Source organism: Rhodoferax sp. (assembly GCF_025354435.1).
GTDB lineage: Bacteria > Pseudomonadota > Gammaproteobacteria > Burkholderiales > Burkholderiaceae_C > Rhodoferax_B.
Genome location: NZ_JANXMU010000015.1, coordinates 26,170 through 40,016, shown reverse-complemented (window position 1 = coordinate 40,016; position 13,847 = coordinate 26,170). Strand labels below are relative to the sequence as shown.

Below are 13,847 nucleotides of genomic sequence, written 5' to 3'. Positions count from 1 at the left end.
TGTGGTGTACCAAAGCCGCTGAACCTCCGGGTTGGGCGGCTTTTTTTCTGGAAGACTTCACGCTATGCACAGCCGTAATAACGACCCTATCGCCGCCATCGCCACCGCCCCAGGTCGGGGTGCGGTCGGCATCGTACGGGTCAGCGGCAAGCACATCGGTGCGGTCATCGAAGCCCTGTGTGGTCGCCTGCTCAAGGCCCGCGAGGCCACGTACCTGCCGTTTCGCGACGCGGCGGGTGGCGCCATCGACCACGGCCTAGCCCTGCACTTCCCCGCCCCGCACTCCTACACCGGCGAAGACGTGCTGGAACTGCAGGCCCACGGCGGGCCAGTGGTGTTGCAACTCCTGCTGGCACGCTGCCTGGAGGCCGGTGCAGCCAGCGGTGTGCGGCTGGCCCAGCCGGGCGAATTTACCCAGCGCGCATTTTTGAACGACAAAATCGACTTGGCCCAGGCCGAAGCCATTGCCGACCTGATCGATGCCAGCACCGAGGCGGCGGCCCGCAGCGCGGCCCGTTCGCTGTCGGGCGAGTTCTCGCACGAGATACACGCCCTGCGCGACGGCCTGGTTCACCTGCGCATGCTGGTCGAAGCCACGCTGGATTTTCCTGAAGAAGAAATCGACTTCCTGCGTAAGGCAGACGCGCACGGGCAGCTATCAAAACTACAGCAAAAGCTGGCAACCGTGATGCAGCGCACCCGCCAGGGCGCTTTGCTGCGCGAAGGCATCAAGGTGGTGATTGCGGGCCAGCCGAACGCGGGCAAGTCGTCCTTGCTGAACGCCCTGGCCGGAGCCGAGTTGGCCATCGTCACCCCCATTGCTGGCACCACGCGCGACAAGGTGGCCCAAACCATCCAGATAGAAGGTGTGCCCATCCACGTGATCGACACCGCCGGGCTGCGCAGCAGCGAGGATGCCATCGAGGCCATCGGTATCGAGCGCGCCTGGGCCGAGATCGAAGCCGCCGATGCCGTGTTGTTTTTACACGACCTGACCCGTGCCGACTTGGCCGACTACCAGGCTGCCGATGCGGCCATTGCGGCCGAACTGGCCCAAAAGCTGCCGCCCCGCGTGCCGGTGATCGACGTGTGGAACAAGTTGGACTCGCACCAAGCCGCCCCTGGCGTGCTGGCCCTGTCCGCCAAGACCGGTGCCGGGCTAGACAACCTGCGCCGCAAGCTACTGGACGTGGCCGGTTGGCAGGCCTCGCCCGAAGGTGTGTTTATCGCCCGGGCCCGCCATGTGCACGCTCTGCAGCGGGTCGAAGCGCATGTGGATGCCGCCGTGGCGCATTTGGCGGCGCAGGCGCAGTTGCTGGACCTGTTGGCCGAAGAGTTGCGTTTGGCTCAGAATGCCCTGAACGAGATCACAGGCGCTTTCACCGCAGACGATTTGCTAGGGGTGATTTTTTCCAGCTTTTGCATTGGCAAATGAATGCCATAAACTCTGGCCATGACTACCGCAGCGCCCGATCTCCAAGGCCTAATTGATGCATTGCTGCTGAACAAAGCCCAGGACGGCCTGAACCTGAATCTAGCACCCGCCCAGTGGGATGCACTGGCGCACTATCTGCAGCCGCTGACCGTGGTGCAGGGGGACGTTCTGTTCAAACAGGGTGCGATGGACCGCACGCTGTATTTTGTTGCCAGCGGCAGCCTGAGCGTGCATTTTGAAGATGCCGAGAGCCGGATCCGGTTGGCCATTGTGGGCGCAGGCAGTGTGGTCGGGGAAGGCAGCTTTTTCACCGGAACCCCGCGCAGCGCCACAGTGCAGGCGGGCAGCACCTGTGCCTTGTGGAGCCTGTCTCCCATGCGGTTTACCGAAATGACCCACCGCAAGCCCGAGTTGGCCTTGGCGGTGGCAATGGGCGCTGGGGCGGTGGTCGCCAAGCGTTTGATGCACAGCCGATACCGTGTCGCGGTGACATGAGTAGGCGGCCCCCAAGGAAGGCAAAAGCATGTCTTTTTTAAACTGGTTTTCGCGCAAACCCCTGAAGGATGCAGTCCCTGCGCCCACCCCCGACGTAACCAGGTTGCGAGATGCCCGGATTGACCGCCGGGAGCGGCTGTATGCGATTATGCGGACCTCGCTGGTACAGGCCGGTGTGCAAACGACCAGCTTTAAATTCAAGGTGTTGGCACTGGACGACCAAGGACAGCAGTTTTTGGTAATGGTGGATGTGGCGAATCCTTGGGGCGGAGATGCCGGATGGCGGTCGCGCATCGAGACGCAAGTAGTGGAGGCCGCACAAGCCCAGCATGGGCTGGTGATTACGGCGGTGTACTGGCGTAATAACGCGGAACTGGTGGCCGCGCCGCCCAGCATGCCGGCCACGTTGTCGGGTCCGGAGTCCGGTCCGTCGGACCGTGTCACCCTGGCCGGTGGTGTGGGCCGCTATGAGCCCTTGCAAGACGACGAGGTGGCCGCCTTCCAGAAGGCTTTGGAAGCGGCTTCTCGCCTGCCCTCAGTGCCCGGAAAAATCCACTAACGTAAACAGTGACAAGCCGCTTTCACGCAGTTTGTTGGAGCCACCCAGCTCGGGCAAATCGACAATCGCCGCGCCTTCAACCACCGTGGCACCGAGCTTTTCGAGCAGCTTTTTACCGGCCATCATGGTGCCACCGGTGGCGATCAGGTCGTCGATCAGCAGCACCCGGTCGCCGGCCTTGACAGCATCGGTGTGTAGTTCCACCGTGGCGCTGCCGTATTCCAGCTCGTAGGTTTCTTCTACTGTGGTGAACGGCAGCTTGCCTTTTTTGCGTATCGGCACAAAACCGATATTGAGCTCATAGGCCACCACTGCACCCAAAATGAAGCCACGTGCATCCAGCCCGGCCACCACGTCGGGACGCAGGGCTGGGTCCATGTAGCGGTGCACAAAGGCATCGATCATCACGCGAAAGACGCGTGGGTTTTGCAGCAGCGGGGTGATGTCTCGAAACTGCACGCCGGGTGCGGGCCAGTCGGGCACCGTACGCATATGGGCCTTGAGGTACGCGCTGACGCTGAAGCTTGTCATGGGGATGTCACCAAAGGAGAGGGGTAGCTATTGTGCCTTGGCCTAACCGTGTCAGCCCTTTAAAAACTTATCTTCGGCCAATGCCAAGGTTGCGGCCTCGCCGCACAGCACCAGGGTGTCACCATCGTGCAGCAGCACGTTGTCGCCAGGCTCCTCGGTTTTTCCATTTTTGCGCCGCAAGCTGATCACCCGCACCCCCACGGCGTGCAAGGCCAGTCGGCCCAAAGGCTTGCCCAGGCATTTGGCGGCAATCGTCAGGGTCAGGGTGGTCAGGCGCTCGTGGTGCAGCTCGTCCACGCCGTTGTCATCGGCCCCGTGGAAGTAGCCGCGCAGCAGGTTGTAACGCGCGTCGCGCTGGTCCTGCACCACCCGGATCACCCGGCGCATGGGCACGCCCACCAGCGCCAGCGCGTGGCTGGCCAGCATCAAGGAGCCCTCGATCGCCTCGGGCACGACTTCGGTGGCACCGGCCTGGCGCAGTTTTTCCAGGTCGTGGTCGTCCTGGGTGCGTACGATCACTGGCACCTGGGGCGCGTGGGCGCGGGTGTGCACCAGGACCTTGAGCGCACCCGCCACGTCCAGGTAGGTGATGACCACGGCGCTGGCCCGTGCCAGGCCCGCCGCCATCAGCGCCTGCAGGCGAGCCGCGTCGCCAAACACCACCGAATCGCCCGCCGCCGCGGCCTGGCGCACGCGGTCCGGGTCCAAATCGAGTGCCATGTAGGGAATGCCTTCGCGCTCCAGCATGCGGGCCAGGTTCTGGCCGCAGCGGCCGTAGCCGCAGATGATCACGTGCTTGTTGGCATTGATAGATTTGCGGGCGATGTGGGTCATTTGCAGCGACTGCTGCAACCACTCACTGCTGACCAGCTTCATCACGATCTTGTTGCTGAACATGATGATGAAGGGTGTGGCCAGCATCGACAGCACCATGCTGGCCAGGATGGGATTCAGCAAAGACGGGGGCACGAGCCGATTTTCCTGTGCCAGTGTCAGCAGTACAAAACCGAATTCGCCCGCCTGCGCCAGGTACAGGCCGGTGCGCAGCGACACCCCCATGGTGCCACCCAGCAGCCGGGCCAGCGCGGTCACCATCGCCAGCTTGAACAACACCGGCAAGCTCACCAACAGCAGCACCAAGGGCCAGTGCTCCAGCACCAAGCGCCAGTCCAGCAGCATGCCGATGGTGATGAAAAACAGGCCCAGCAGCACATCGTGGAACGGGCGGATATCGGTTTCTACCTGGTGCTTGTATTCCGTCTCCGATATGAGCATGCCTGCAATAAAAGCCCCCAACGCCAGGCTTAAGCCCGCCAGTTCAGTCAGCCAGGCCAGCCCCAGGGTGATCAGCAACAGGTTCAGCACAAACAGCTCTTCACTCTTGCGCCGCGCCACGATGGTCAGCCACCAGCGCATCACCCGCTGTCCGCCGACCAACAGCACGGTGATCAAGGCTGCTGCTTTGAGCGATGCCAGTGCCAACGAGGTCAGCAGTTGCTCGGGCGACGAGCCCAGCGCCGGGATCAGTACCAGCAAGGGCACCACCGCCAGATCCTGGAACAGCAACACCCCCATGACACGCTTACCGTGCTCGGACTCCATCTCCAGCCGCTCGGCCATCAGCTTGACCACAATGGCGGTGCTGCTCATGGCCAGCGCCCCCGATAGCGCCAAAGCCGTTTGCCACTCCATGTGCCATAGCTTTGGGGCAGCGATTGCCAACGCCAGGGACGCAAAAGTGGCTAACAGCATGGTGACGGTGACCTGGAACAGGCCCAACCCAAACACATGCTGGCGCATGGCACGCAGCTTGGGCAGGTTGAATTCGAGCCCAATCACGAACATCAAAAACACCACTCCAAATTCGCCTAGGTGCTTGATGCCCTCGGAGTTCTGCGCCAGCGCCAGCGCATTGGGCCCAATCACCACGCCCACGACCAGATAACCGAGCATGGGCGGCAGCTTCAGTGAGCGGAACGTGACCACCCCCAGCACAGCGGCCAGCAGGTACATCAGGGTCAGTTCGAGTCCGGTCATGGGCCTATGCTAACAAGCGTAAACCCATAGCCATGCAAACAAAGTGCCAGATGCTCGCCGATAGAATCAGTCCATGACATCCGCATCGCCGCCCGCCCTTCCTTTTGACGCTGCCCGGGCCCTGCGCCAAGCGTGCGAGACCTTCGATATTGAAGCCGCAGCCGTTGCGGGCCTGAAAAACCGCCTGACCGATTCCTTCGCCCGTAGCGTGCACATGGTGCTGAACGTGCGGGGCCGCGTGGTAGTGATGGGCATGGGTAAAAGTGGCCATGTGGGCCGCAAAATCGCCGCGACCCTGGCCTCCACTGGCACCCCTGCCATGTTTGTGCACCCCGGTGAAGCCAGCCACGGCGACCTAGGCATGATCGAACCCCGTGACATCGTGTTGGCCATATCCAACAGCGGGGAGTCCTCCGAGATCACCATCCTGCTGCCGGTGCTCAAGCGCCAGGGCGTGCCCCTGATAGCTATCACTGGCGGCTTGCAATCCACCCTGGCCCGCCACGCCACCGAAGTGCTGGACGGCGGGGTCGACAAAGAAGCCTGCCCCCTGAACCTCGCTCCCACCGCTAGCACCACCGCGCAATTGGCGCTGGGCGACGCGCTGGCCGTGGCCCTGTTGGATGCGCGCGGTTTCCAGCCCGAAGACTTTGCCCGTTCGCACCCTGGGGGTGCGTTGGGCCGCAAGCTGCTCACCCATGTCAGCGACGTGATGCGCTCTGGCGACGAGGTACCACGCGTCAGCCCCGACACCCTGTTTGGCGACATGATGCGCGAGATGAGCGCCAAGGGTGGGCTTGCCGCCATCGTGGACGGGCAGCAGCAGGTGCTGGGTGTGTTTACCGATGGCGACCTGCGCCGCCTGATTGAAAACGGCGTAGACCTGCGGGCCGCACGGGCGCAAGAGGTCATGCATATGCACCCGCGCAGCATCCAGCCCCAGGCGCTGGCGGTCGATGCGGCTGAGCTGATGGAGCGCCACCGCATTACCAGCGTACTGGTGGTGGAACCCAGCGGCGTGCTGGTCGGTGTGGTGCACATTGGCGACTTGATGCGGGCGAAGGTCATTTGATGTCTACCCCGGCACTCCATTTCCCGCCCGAATTGCTGCTGCAAGCCCAAGATGTGCGCGTTGCATTTTTCGATGTTGATGGGGTGCTGACCGACGGCGGCCTGTATTTTTCCGAAACGGGCGAAACCCTCAAGCGCTTCAATACATTGGACGGCCACGGCCTCAAGCTGCTGCAAAAAGCCGGTATCACTCCAGCCGTTATCACCGGCCGCGACTCCCTGCCTTTGCGCGTGCGTTTGCAAGCCCTGGGTATCGCCCATGCGGTTTTTGGCACCGAAGACAAGCGCCCGGCTGCCGAAAAAATCCTGGTTGAGCTCGGGCTGGACTGGTCCCAGGCTGCGGCTATGGGCGACGACTGGCCCGATCTGCCGGTGATGCGCCGCAGTGCCCTGGCCTGCGCTCCTGCCAACGCCCAGGCCGAGGTGCTGTCGGCGGCCCACTATGTCACGCAGCGCTCTGGCGGCCACGGTGCCGCCCGCGAGTTATGTGACCTGCTGCTGGTGGCCAGCGGCCGCTACGCCGCGCTGCTGCAAGCGTACCTCGCATGAACGCGATGCTGCAATCGGCGTGGAACCGCCTGTCGATCTACCTGCCTATTTTGTTGATGGGTGTACTGGCCTTGGGTAGCTACTGGCTGGTGCGCAACACGCCGATTTTTGCGTCGGCCGATGTGGCGGCCCCTCCGACGCACGAGGCCGACTACTTCATGCGCAACTTTTCGGTAAAGAACTTTGATGCCCAGGGCCACCTGAAAAGCGAAGTTTTCGGCACCGAGGCCCACCACTTTCCCGACACCGACACGGTGGAAATCAGCCAGGTGCGCATCCGCTCGGTGAATCCGCAGGGTCTGGTTACCGTGTCTACCGCCGACCGGGGTCTGAGCAATGGCAATGGCTCGGAGGTGCAATTGTTTGGCAACGCCGTGGTGGTGCGCCAGGCGGTGGTCGACAAAGGCGTGGTCGTACAGCCCAAAATGGAGTTTCGCAGCGACTTTTTGCATGCCTATCTGGAGACCGAGCGGGTGCGTTCGAACAAACCTGTCACCCTAGTGCGGGGCGCAGACACCTTTACCGCTGACTCCATGGATTACAACAATCTCGACCGTCAGATGCAGCTCGACGGGCGCGTCAAAGGCATTTTGATACCCCAGCCGGCCAAATAAGGCCGCCCAAGGAAGCGCATGTCCAAACTGGTTTTCATCACAGGCGCCTCCAGCGGCCTGGGCCAAGCCATGGCTCTGCGGTTTTTTCAGGCAGGCTACCGGCTGGCTTTGGTGGCACGCCGTACTTCAGTGGTTGAATCATGGGCTAGCGCACAGGGAATAAGCACGAGTAGCTATCAAATATATAGTGCGGACGTGGCGGTGCCCGATAGCATCATCGCTGCAGGCAGGGCCTGCATCGCCAGCCAGGGTGTGCCGGACGTAGTGGTTGCCAGCGCGGGTATCAGCATTGGCATGGACACCGCCATGTTGGAAGATATTGCCGTAATGGCGAAAATTTTTGTTACCAACAACACCGGCATGGCAGCGACTTTCCAGCCTTTCTTACAGGCCATGGTGCAGCGGGGGAGCGGGGCCTTGGTGGGAATTGGAAGCGTGGCAGGTATTCGCGGGCTCCCTGGCCATGGCGCTTACTGCGCGAGCAAGGCCGCAGTGATTGCTTATTGTGAAAGTCTGCGTGGTGAGTTGCGTCCCAGCGGTGTCAAAGTCGTGACCATTTGCCCTGGTTATATCAATACGCCCTTGACACAAAAAAACGGTTACAGCCTGCCGTTTTTAATGCAACCAGACACCTTTGCCAATAAGGCTTTTGTTGCCATAGAGGCGGGTGTCAGCTACCGGGTCATTCCGTGGCAGATGGGAATCGTGGCCAAGTTAATGCGCTTATTACCCAATGCTATGTTTGACAAGTTATTGGTGGGCCGTGCCCGCAAACCCCGGCAGTCTGCCGATTCCCAAACCCATTGAATACAGCGCGTAGAAACAAAAAAGGCTCCGAAGAGCCTTTTTGAGTGGGATGAAATCCCGGTCAATGCATTAGTAACCGCCACGGCCGCCGCCGCCGCCATTACCACCGCCGCGAGGGCCGGAACCGTAGGGGCTACGAAAACCACCGTCGCCACTACCACCACCACCGCCGCCACTGCGACCACCACCGCCGCCGCCGTAACCGCCACCACCTTCGCCACGGCCACCGCCGCCGCCGCCATATCCACCGCCGCCACTGCGACCACCACCCCCGCCGCCGTAACCGCCGCCACCACCACCGCCGTATCCACCACCACCGCCAGTGCGTGGGGGACGCGCTTCCATGGGGCGGGCTTCGTTGACAACGCAACTACGGCCGCCCAGAGGCTGGCCATTCATGCCGTTGATAGCAGCTTGTGCTTCGGCATCGCTACCCATTTCGACAAAACCAAAGCCCTTGGAGCGACCGGTGTCGCGCTCCATCATGACTTTGGCGCTGGTGACGCTACCGAACTGGCCAAAAGATTGCTCCAGATCGCTGTCGCGCACGGAGTAAGGCAGATTGCCGACGTACAGTTTGTTGCCCATCAAGGGACTCCTCAAAAACACATTAATAAAGCGATGGAATCCCGAAAACGCAATCTGATAACTTAGGACGCGAAACCGATCGACACCGCAAACGTGTATGGAAAAGTAATCCACACTTTTATATTATGCGGCGACTTCGATGGAATTCAAATAAAAAATGCGTGCGTCTTGAGGCCTGAAAATTCCAGGCAACAAAAAAGGGCCACAAGGGCCCTTTTTGTTTTGTGGCTGGGGCGCAAGCCCCAAGCGAACAAATTTTAGTAGCTGTTGCGGCCACCGCCGTAACCGCCGCCACCATTGCCGCCGCCGCCGTAGCCGCCGCCGCCATTGCCACCACCGTAGCCACCGCCACCGCCACCGGAGCGGGGAGGACGTGCTTCCATCGGACGTGCTTCGTTGACAACCAGGTTACGGCCGCCCATAGCTTGACCGTTCATGCCCTTGATAGCAGCTTGTGCTTCGGCATCGCTGCCCATTTCGACAAAGCCGAAACCCTTGGAGCGGCCGGTGTCACGTTCCATCATGACCTTGGCGCTGGAGATGGAGCCGAACTGGCTGAAAGCCTGTTGCATGTCTTCATCGCGGAAAGAATAAGGCAGATTGCCTACGTAAAGTTTGTTGCCCATGAAAGGACTCCTCTAAAAAACGCAAAACGCGATGGAGTCCGATAACCGCAATCAACAAACCATTGAAGACTAAAGCAGACGCGAAACTGACCAATCACCGCAAACTCGTACTGCCACTGGGTGACAGAACATCATGATTATGCCTGTATCTGGCCCAGAAGCTACAAAAACTTGTGATCTTGTTGCTTTACAGCCCGTCATCGGTGCCGTAGTTGCGCCATTGCCGCATGGCGTTGCGCATGGTGAGTAGCTGGCGTTCAAACCGGGGGCAGGCTTGGCAAGCCATCAAATGCAGGCGCAAGGCCACCGTGTCGGACAGCGCAATGCGGCGGTCTTCGCGGGCTACCAAGAGGGCGGCAGCTTGTTTACAGGTACGCCGTAGCGGGATCACACGGTCTCCTTCGATGTGCCAAACCAATTGATTTCCAGGCATTCGCGCAGCCTCAGGCGGGCGCGGTGCAGTTGGACGTAAAGATTGGTCGGAGTCAGACCCAGTTCCTTACAAATGTCGTCGCTGGACAGCTCCAGCCACTCGCGCATCAAAAACACCCGACCCAGCATGGTGGGCAGTTTTTCGGTGCAGGCCTCCATGATCTGGAAGAACTGGCGCGAATTCAAATCCTGCTCGGGGTTACCCCACTCGACCGGGGTTTGGGCGAAGTGGCCATCGGCCTTGAACACCAGGTTGTCCAGCTCGTCAGCCGATTCGTTATCGGTGTCCAGGCACACCTCGCGGGCATTGCTGCGAAACAGGTCCAGCACCTTGTGCTTGAGGATGCCCACCAGCCAGGTTTTGAGCTGCGAACGGCTGCCAAACGACTGCGGTTTGCTCAGGGCGGCCAGCAGGGTCTCGGACACCGCGTCTTCGGCCCAGGCATCGTTGCGCAATTGCAGGCGCGCAAAACGCAACAAATACGTGCGGTGTTCGGCCAGTTCGTGGGTGAAATCCATGGCCGCGAGTATTACACCGGTACAGGAACGCTGCGCCGCTTGGCCACCGCAATCGGCGGGGCCCAGCGGGCGTTCTTGGGCTTTTTGCTGGTGATCAGGGTGATCTCGGCGGGCTCGAAGACTTCCAGGTTGTGGGTGATGGGCGTGGTCAGCACGTACTGGGCCTGGGTGGAGCGCAGGAAGTGGCCGACCAGTTGGATGTTGCGCACGTCCAGGTGGGCGAAGGGCTCGTCGATGAAGACGAAGCCACCGGAGGCGGTTTCGTCGTCTTTGAGCAACGCCACCAGCAGGATCAGCGACTTGATGACCTGCTGGCCACCCGAGGCCTCGCCGTCGTTCAGGCCGATGCTGCCCTTGCCGTCGAAGTTGAAGTGCACCTTGAGCCCGGCCTGGGCCAGCACGGTGTCGTCGTTTTCCAGCACCGGCAGGTCGGCGTTCACCGCCACCCCGGCTAGCTCGCCGAGTTCCTGGATGTTTTTGCGGTAGCGGCGCACGGTGCTGCGCAGCACCTCGATGTAGCTTTCGCGGGCATTGTGCACCGCGATACCGGCCTGGGCATTCTTGGCCTGGTGGTCGCCCAGGCTATAGCCCTGCTCGCGCACCAGCACCTCCATGCGGCGAAAACGCTCTTCCACCGTGGCATCTTTTTCCCAGGTGTCGAGCTGCAGCTCTTCATGCACCGATTCCAGCCGCAGCCGGGCCTGGGTGTCGTTCTGGTAGGTGCGCACCAGGGCCTGCACCACGTGGGGGGCGCGCCAGGCGGCGGGGATCTGGCGGCGGCGGTGGTTCGACGTGTCGATGTGGGCCGTGTGCTGTTTGCGGGTGACCAGCAGCTCGGCGGCCTGGCGGTCGGCCTCCTGGTTTTTCTGGCGCAAATTGTGTTCGAGCTGCCGGTACTGGGTATCGGTTTGCTGGTGCCGGGTTTTGGCATCTGCCGTGGCGGTGTCCAGGCTTTGCCAGCGCAGGCTGGCGGCGATGCGGGCTTGTTTGGCGGCGGGCAGGGCCTGCTTGGCAGCCGAAAACTCGTCGTTGCGCTCGGCCAGCTCCTGGGCGGCGCTGTGACCGGCCAGGGACTTTTGGCAGTCCTTGATCTGCAGACGGATGTCGCGCAGCTCTTGCCCCAGCGGACCCAGGGCCGCATCCAGGCTGCGCAGGTCGCGTTCCACCGCGTCGCGCCGGGCGGTGAGTGCCGCCGCGCCAAACTGGTGGTCGCGCGGCTCGACCCACAGCGAGCGGGCTCCGCGCCCGTCGAAGCTGTAGGCCTGGGGCGTGATCCAGCTGCCCGCCGTCTTGCGGCCCGCGGCCGGGCTGTCCACGCAGCGCAGATGTTGCAACTGTTGGATCAGCCAGCGCGGCACTTTGGCATCGAAGCGGATGTGGGCCAGCAGGGTGTCGGCATCGCCTTTGGGCGCGGTGTCACCGGGCGCGGTGATGTAGTGGCGGTAGCGGTCGGCGCTGGCGATGGTGTCGGCGGCGTCCATGTCTTCGGTCTTGTCCAGCAGCACCATCCAGCGGGAGGCGCGCAGCACGCCTTCCACGGCGGCGCGCCAGTGATCAATGCGCACTTCCACCACCTCGGCCAGGAAACGGTGGCCGATTTTCTGGGCTTGCAGACGCTGGCGCAGGCGGCGGGCATCGTCCGGAATAGGTGGAGTGTTTTGACCCTCTAGCGCTGATTGCGCCAGCACAGCCAGCTCTCTTTTTTGTAGTAAAGCGCTGTGTTTGCTTTGCAGGGCGGATTCGGTGCTGCGCAGGGTGTCCAGGTGGGCGGTCAGGGCTTCGGCATCGCTTTCCTTGTCCACCAGGGCCAGCAGCTCGGCTTCGCGCTTGGCCAGGGCTTCGAGGGGGCGCTCCAGGTCGCGGGTGCTGTCGCGCTGGACGGCGGCGGCATCGCGCTCTTGCAGCAGGCGGGTGGCGGCGGCATCGGTGGCGCTGCGGGCTTCCAGCAGCTCCAGCAGCTGGGCGTTTTGCCGGGCACGCTCGGCCACGGCCTGGCGGCTGTGCTGGCGCTGGCGGCGCTGGTCGCGGCTGCGCTCGGTGAGCTTTTGGCGCTGGCCGTGCCATTCCAGCACCGGCACCACCTCGGTGGCCAGGCGCTCCTGCTCCTGCACCTTGTGCTGCCAGGTCTGGTAGTTGCTGACGCGGTTTTGCAGCTCGGCGAGCTGGGCCTTGCTGTGGTCCAGTTCGTGGCTGGCCTGCTCCATTTCGCGGGCCAGTTGCTGCTGGTGCTCGCGGGCGGTGTCGTAGTGGCCCAGCACCTCCTGGTCGCCAAACACGTCGAACACCAGGCGCAGCAGCTCACGGGGGCTGAATTCGCACAGGCGGTCGGTCTGGCCCTGCTCCAGCGACAGCACTTTGGCTATTGCCGGAGACAAACCGGCGGCAGACAGCACCCGGCCCCAGGCCTCGATGCCCATCAGGCCCAGGTCTTTGTCGGGCATCTCGGTGAGCTGCTCGATGCTGACATCGCCCTCCAGCACCAGGTAGCGGCGCTGCCAGTCGCCGCCGTTGCGCTCGATGCGGCAGGCCAGCGTGACCTGGTCGCTGTAGAGCAGGCGCTTGGCGAAGGGGCGGCTGCTGGTCTGGCGGGTTTGGGCTTTGTTGTCGACCACGGCGCGCAGCCAGGCGATGTTGGCCCCGGCGTGGCGGGCGTAGGTTTTGAAGTCGCGCGGCTGCGAGCATTTCAGGCCCAGCAGGGTGCGCAACGCGTCCAGCAGCGTGGTTTTGCCCGAGCCGTTGGGCCCAGCGATGGTGATGATGGACGCGTCCAGCGGCAGGCTGACGCGTTGGCAGTAGTCCCAGTGGACCAACTCCAGGCTTTGCAAGTGGAACATGGGTATTTACCGGTAAGGTGCTATATAAAAAATAGCTGCTTGTGAAGGTGCAATATGCGCTAGAGGCACTTTTTTTATAAACTCAGGCCGCACTGGCGGCGTTCGCGGCTTCGGCGGCACGGGCGGCTTGTTCGCGTGCCAGCACCTCGGCCAAGGCTCCGTCGAGGATGCGCGGGGCCAGGATGTCGTAGTCCAGCAGTACGTCGAGCAGCGGGCCCTCGGCGATATCGTCCTGGCGGCGCAAGATGAAGCCGTGGCGCTCCAGCAGCTTGAGGTTGCCGTCGAGACGGGTTTTTTTGCCGAGCTGCGGGCCGTAGTCCTCCAGCAGGGCCTTGTACGACAGCACCGGGCTCACGTCGCGCACGGCGGGCAGGGGTTTGCTGCTGGCGAACATTTCGTTTTGCGGCTCGGCCACCGGGGCGCGGCTGGTCTGACGCTCGCGCTTGGGCAGGATGATCAGCGCCCACAGCACCACCAGCAGAGCCACACCGTCGCGCGGCAGCTCCAGGTTGTTGTTGGCGTTGACCCCGGCCTCGCCCATCACCTGGGTCTGGGCGGCGGGCAGCAGGGCCAAGCTGACGTGGTCGGCGTAGATGTTGTCCATCCAGCGCAGGCCAATGTCGGCCAGGCGCTGTTCGACCTGGGTGAACAATTCGGCGTTGACCAGGGCGCGGCGCACCCGGGCGTGGGTGCGTGGCAGGCTGCGGCGGGCCAGCAGTTCGGCGACTAACAGGGCGGCTTCGTCCATGG

The 13,847-nt window shown here is 62.6% G+C and carries 15 protein-coding genes; 7 read left to right on the top strand and 8 right to left on the bottom strand.

Translation table 11 applies throughout. The features are described from left to right. Positions 1–64 precede the first annotated feature (64 nt). The 3 genes from mnmE to Q0T48_RS03735 are packed head-to-tail and all read left to right on the top strand — an operon-like array spanning position 65 to position 2,489. Positions 65–1,435, top strand: a complete 1,371-nt coding sequence (gene mnmE, locus Q0T48_RS03745) for a tRNA uridine-5-carboxymethylaminomethyl(34) synthesis GTPase MnmE (RefSeq protein WP_295952573.1) — start codon at positions 65–67, stop codon at positions 1,433–1,435. A gap of 18 nt (positions 1,436–1,453) precedes the next feature. Continuing rightward, on the top strand, positions 1,454–1,930 hold the full coding sequence (locus Q0T48_RS03740; protein WP_295952570.1) for a cyclic nucleotide-binding domain-containing protein: 477 nt from the start codon (positions 1,454–1,456) through the stop codon (positions 1,928–1,930). 28 nt (positions 1,931–1,958) lie between these two features. Beyond that, complete coding sequence (locus Q0T48_RS03735) at positions 1,959–2,489, top strand: hypothetical protein (protein WP_295952567.1); 531 nt, start codon at positions 1,959–1,961, stop codon at positions 2,487–2,489. Here Q0T48_RS03735 and Q0T48_RS03730 read toward each other — a convergent pair. Continuing rightward, entirely contained in the window at positions 2,466–3,020 is a 555-nt protein-coding gene (locus Q0T48_RS03730) for an adenine phosphoribosyltransferase (protein WP_295952565.1), read from the bottom strand. The genes Q0T48_RS03735 and Q0T48_RS03730 overlap by 24 nt on opposite strands. Before the next feature lie 51 nt (positions 3,021–3,071). After that, positions 3,072–5,057 (bottom strand): monovalent cation:proton antiporter family protein, encoded by a 1,986-nt coding sequence (locus Q0T48_RS03725; RefSeq protein WP_295952562.1) that lies wholly within the window; start codon positions 5,055–5,057, stop codon positions 3,072–3,074. Positions 5,058–5,130: 73 nt separating this feature from the next. Here Q0T48_RS03725 and Q0T48_RS03720 point away from each other — a divergent pair, with 73 nt between their 5' ends. Genes Q0T48_RS03720 through Q0T48_RS03705 form a run of 4 tightly spaced genes read left to right on the top strand, consistent with a single transcriptional unit; the run spans position 5,131 to position 8,098 of the window. Beyond that, the gene (locus Q0T48_RS03720; protein ID WP_295952558.1) at positions 5,131–6,129 is read left to right on the top strand and encodes a KpsF/GutQ family sugar-phosphate isomerase; all 999 of its coding nucleotides are present in this window, start codon (positions 5,131–5,133) and stop codon (positions 6,127–6,129) included. Beyond that, a complete protein-coding gene (locus Q0T48_RS03715) occupies positions 6,129–6,677 on the top strand; it encodes an HAD hydrolase family protein (RefSeq protein WP_295952555.1) in 549 nt (182 codons plus the stop codon). The genes Q0T48_RS03720 and Q0T48_RS03715 overlap by 1 nt, the downstream gene beginning before the upstream one ends. Then, on the top strand, positions 6,674–7,291 hold the full coding sequence (gene lptC, locus Q0T48_RS03710) for an LPS export ABC transporter periplasmic protein LptC (protein WP_295952552.1): 618 nt from the start codon (positions 6,674–6,676) through the stop codon (positions 7,289–7,291). The genes Q0T48_RS03715 and lptC overlap by 4 nt, the downstream gene beginning before the upstream one ends. Positions 7,292–7,309: 18 nt before the next feature. Then, positions 7,310–8,098 carry an SDR family oxidoreductase gene (locus Q0T48_RS03705; RefSeq protein ID WP_295952551.1) on the top strand — a complete coding sequence of 263 codons (789 nt, stop codon included), beginning with the start codon at positions 7,310–7,312 and terminating at the stop codon, positions 8,096–8,098. 69 nt (positions 8,099–8,167) lie between these two features. Here the strand turns inward: Q0T48_RS03705 and Q0T48_RS03700 are convergent, their stop codons facing one another. The 6 genes from Q0T48_RS03700 to Q0T48_RS03675 form a co-directional block, all read right to left on the bottom strand. Then, on the bottom strand, positions 8,168–8,686 hold the full coding sequence (locus Q0T48_RS03700; RefSeq protein ID WP_295952548.1) for an RNA-binding protein: 519 nt from the start codon (positions 8,684–8,686) through the stop codon (positions 8,168–8,170). Between the two features lie 257 nt (positions 8,687–8,943). Beyond that, on the bottom strand, positions 8,944–9,312 hold the full coding sequence (locus Q0T48_RS03695; RefSeq protein WP_295952545.1) for an RNA-binding protein: 369 nt from the start codon (positions 9,310–9,312) through the stop codon (positions 8,944–8,946). Between the two features lie 187 nt (positions 9,313–9,499). Then, positions 9,500–9,703 carry a zf-HC2 domain-containing protein gene (locus Q0T48_RS03690; RefSeq protein WP_295952542.1) on the bottom strand — a complete coding sequence of 68 codons (204 nt, stop codon included), beginning with the start codon at positions 9,701–9,703 and terminating at the stop codon, positions 9,500–9,502. Next, the gene (locus tag Q0T48_RS03685; RefSeq protein WP_295952541.1) at positions 9,700–10,263 is read right to left on the bottom strand and encodes a sigma-70 family RNA polymerase sigma factor; all 564 of its coding nucleotides are present in this window, start codon (positions 10,261–10,263) and stop codon (positions 9,700–9,702) included. Before Q0T48_RS03685 ends, Q0T48_RS03690 begins: the two co-directional genes overlap by 4 nt. Before the next feature lie 11 nt (positions 10,264–10,274). Beyond that, a complete protein-coding gene (locus Q0T48_RS03680) occupies positions 10,275–13,097 on the bottom strand; it encodes an ATP-binding protein (RefSeq protein ID WP_295952539.1) in 2,823 nt (940 codons plus the stop codon). Between the two features lie 82 nt (positions 13,098–13,179). After that, positions 13,180–13,845 (bottom strand): hypothetical protein, encoded by a 666-nt coding sequence (locus tag Q0T48_RS03675; RefSeq protein WP_295952537.1) that lies wholly within the window; start codon positions 13,843–13,845, stop codon positions 13,180–13,182. Positions 13,846–13,847 lie beyond the last annotated feature (2 nt).

Excerpts from the sequence above, each read along its gene's own strand:
- mnmE (WP_295952573.1), top strand. The coding sequence starts at position 65 with ATGCACAGCCGTAATAACGACCCTATCGCCGCCATCGCCACCGCCCCA.
- Q0T48_RS03740 (WP_295952570.1), top strand. The coding sequence starts at position 1,454 with ATGACTACCGCAGCGCCCGATCTCCAAGGCCTAATTGATGCATTGCTG.
- Q0T48_RS03735 (WP_295952567.1), top strand. The coding sequence starts at position 1,959 with ATGTCTTTTTTAAACTGGTTTTCGCGCAAACCCCTGAAGGATGCAGTC.
- Q0T48_RS03730 (WP_295952565.1), bottom strand. The coding sequence starts at position 3,020 with ATGACAAGCTTCAGCGTCAGCGCGTACCTCAAGGCCCATATGCGTACG.
- Q0T48_RS03725 (WP_295952562.1), bottom strand. The coding sequence starts at position 5,057 with ATGACCGGACTCGAACTGACCCTGATGTACCTGCTGGCCGCTGTGCTG.
- Q0T48_RS03720 (WP_295952558.1), top strand. The coding sequence starts at position 5,131 with ATGACATCCGCATCGCCGCCCGCCCTTCCTTTTGACGCTGCCCGGGCC.
- Q0T48_RS03715 (WP_295952555.1), top strand. The coding sequence starts at position 6,129 with ATGTCTACCCCGGCACTCCATTTCCCGCCCGAATTGCTGCTGCAAGCC.
- lptC (WP_295952552.1), top strand. The coding sequence starts at position 6,674 with ATGAACGCGATGCTGCAATCGGCGTGGAACCGCCTGTCGATCTACCTG.
- Q0T48_RS03705 (WP_295952551.1), top strand. The coding sequence starts at position 7,310 with ATGTCCAAACTGGTTTTCATCACAGGCGCCTCCAGCGGCCTGGGCCAA.
- Q0T48_RS03700 (WP_295952548.1), bottom strand. The coding sequence starts at position 8,686 with ATGGGCAACAAACTGTACGTCGGCAATCTGCCTTACTCCGTGCGCGAC.
- Q0T48_RS03695 (WP_295952545.1), bottom strand. The coding sequence starts at position 9,312 with ATGGGCAACAAACTTTACGTAGGCAATCTGCCTTATTCTTTCCGCGAT.
- Q0T48_RS03685 (WP_295952541.1), bottom strand. The coding sequence starts at position 10,263 with ATGGATTTCACCCACGAACTGGCCGAACACCGCACGTATTTGTTGCGT.
- Q0T48_RS03680 (WP_295952539.1), bottom strand. The coding sequence starts at position 13,097 with ATGTTCCACTTGCAAAGCCTGGAGTTGGTCCACTGGGACTACTGCCAA.
- Q0T48_RS03675 (WP_295952537.1), bottom strand. The coding sequence starts at position 13,845 with ATGGACGAAGCCGCCCTGTTAGTCGCCGAACTGCTGGCCCGCCGCAGC.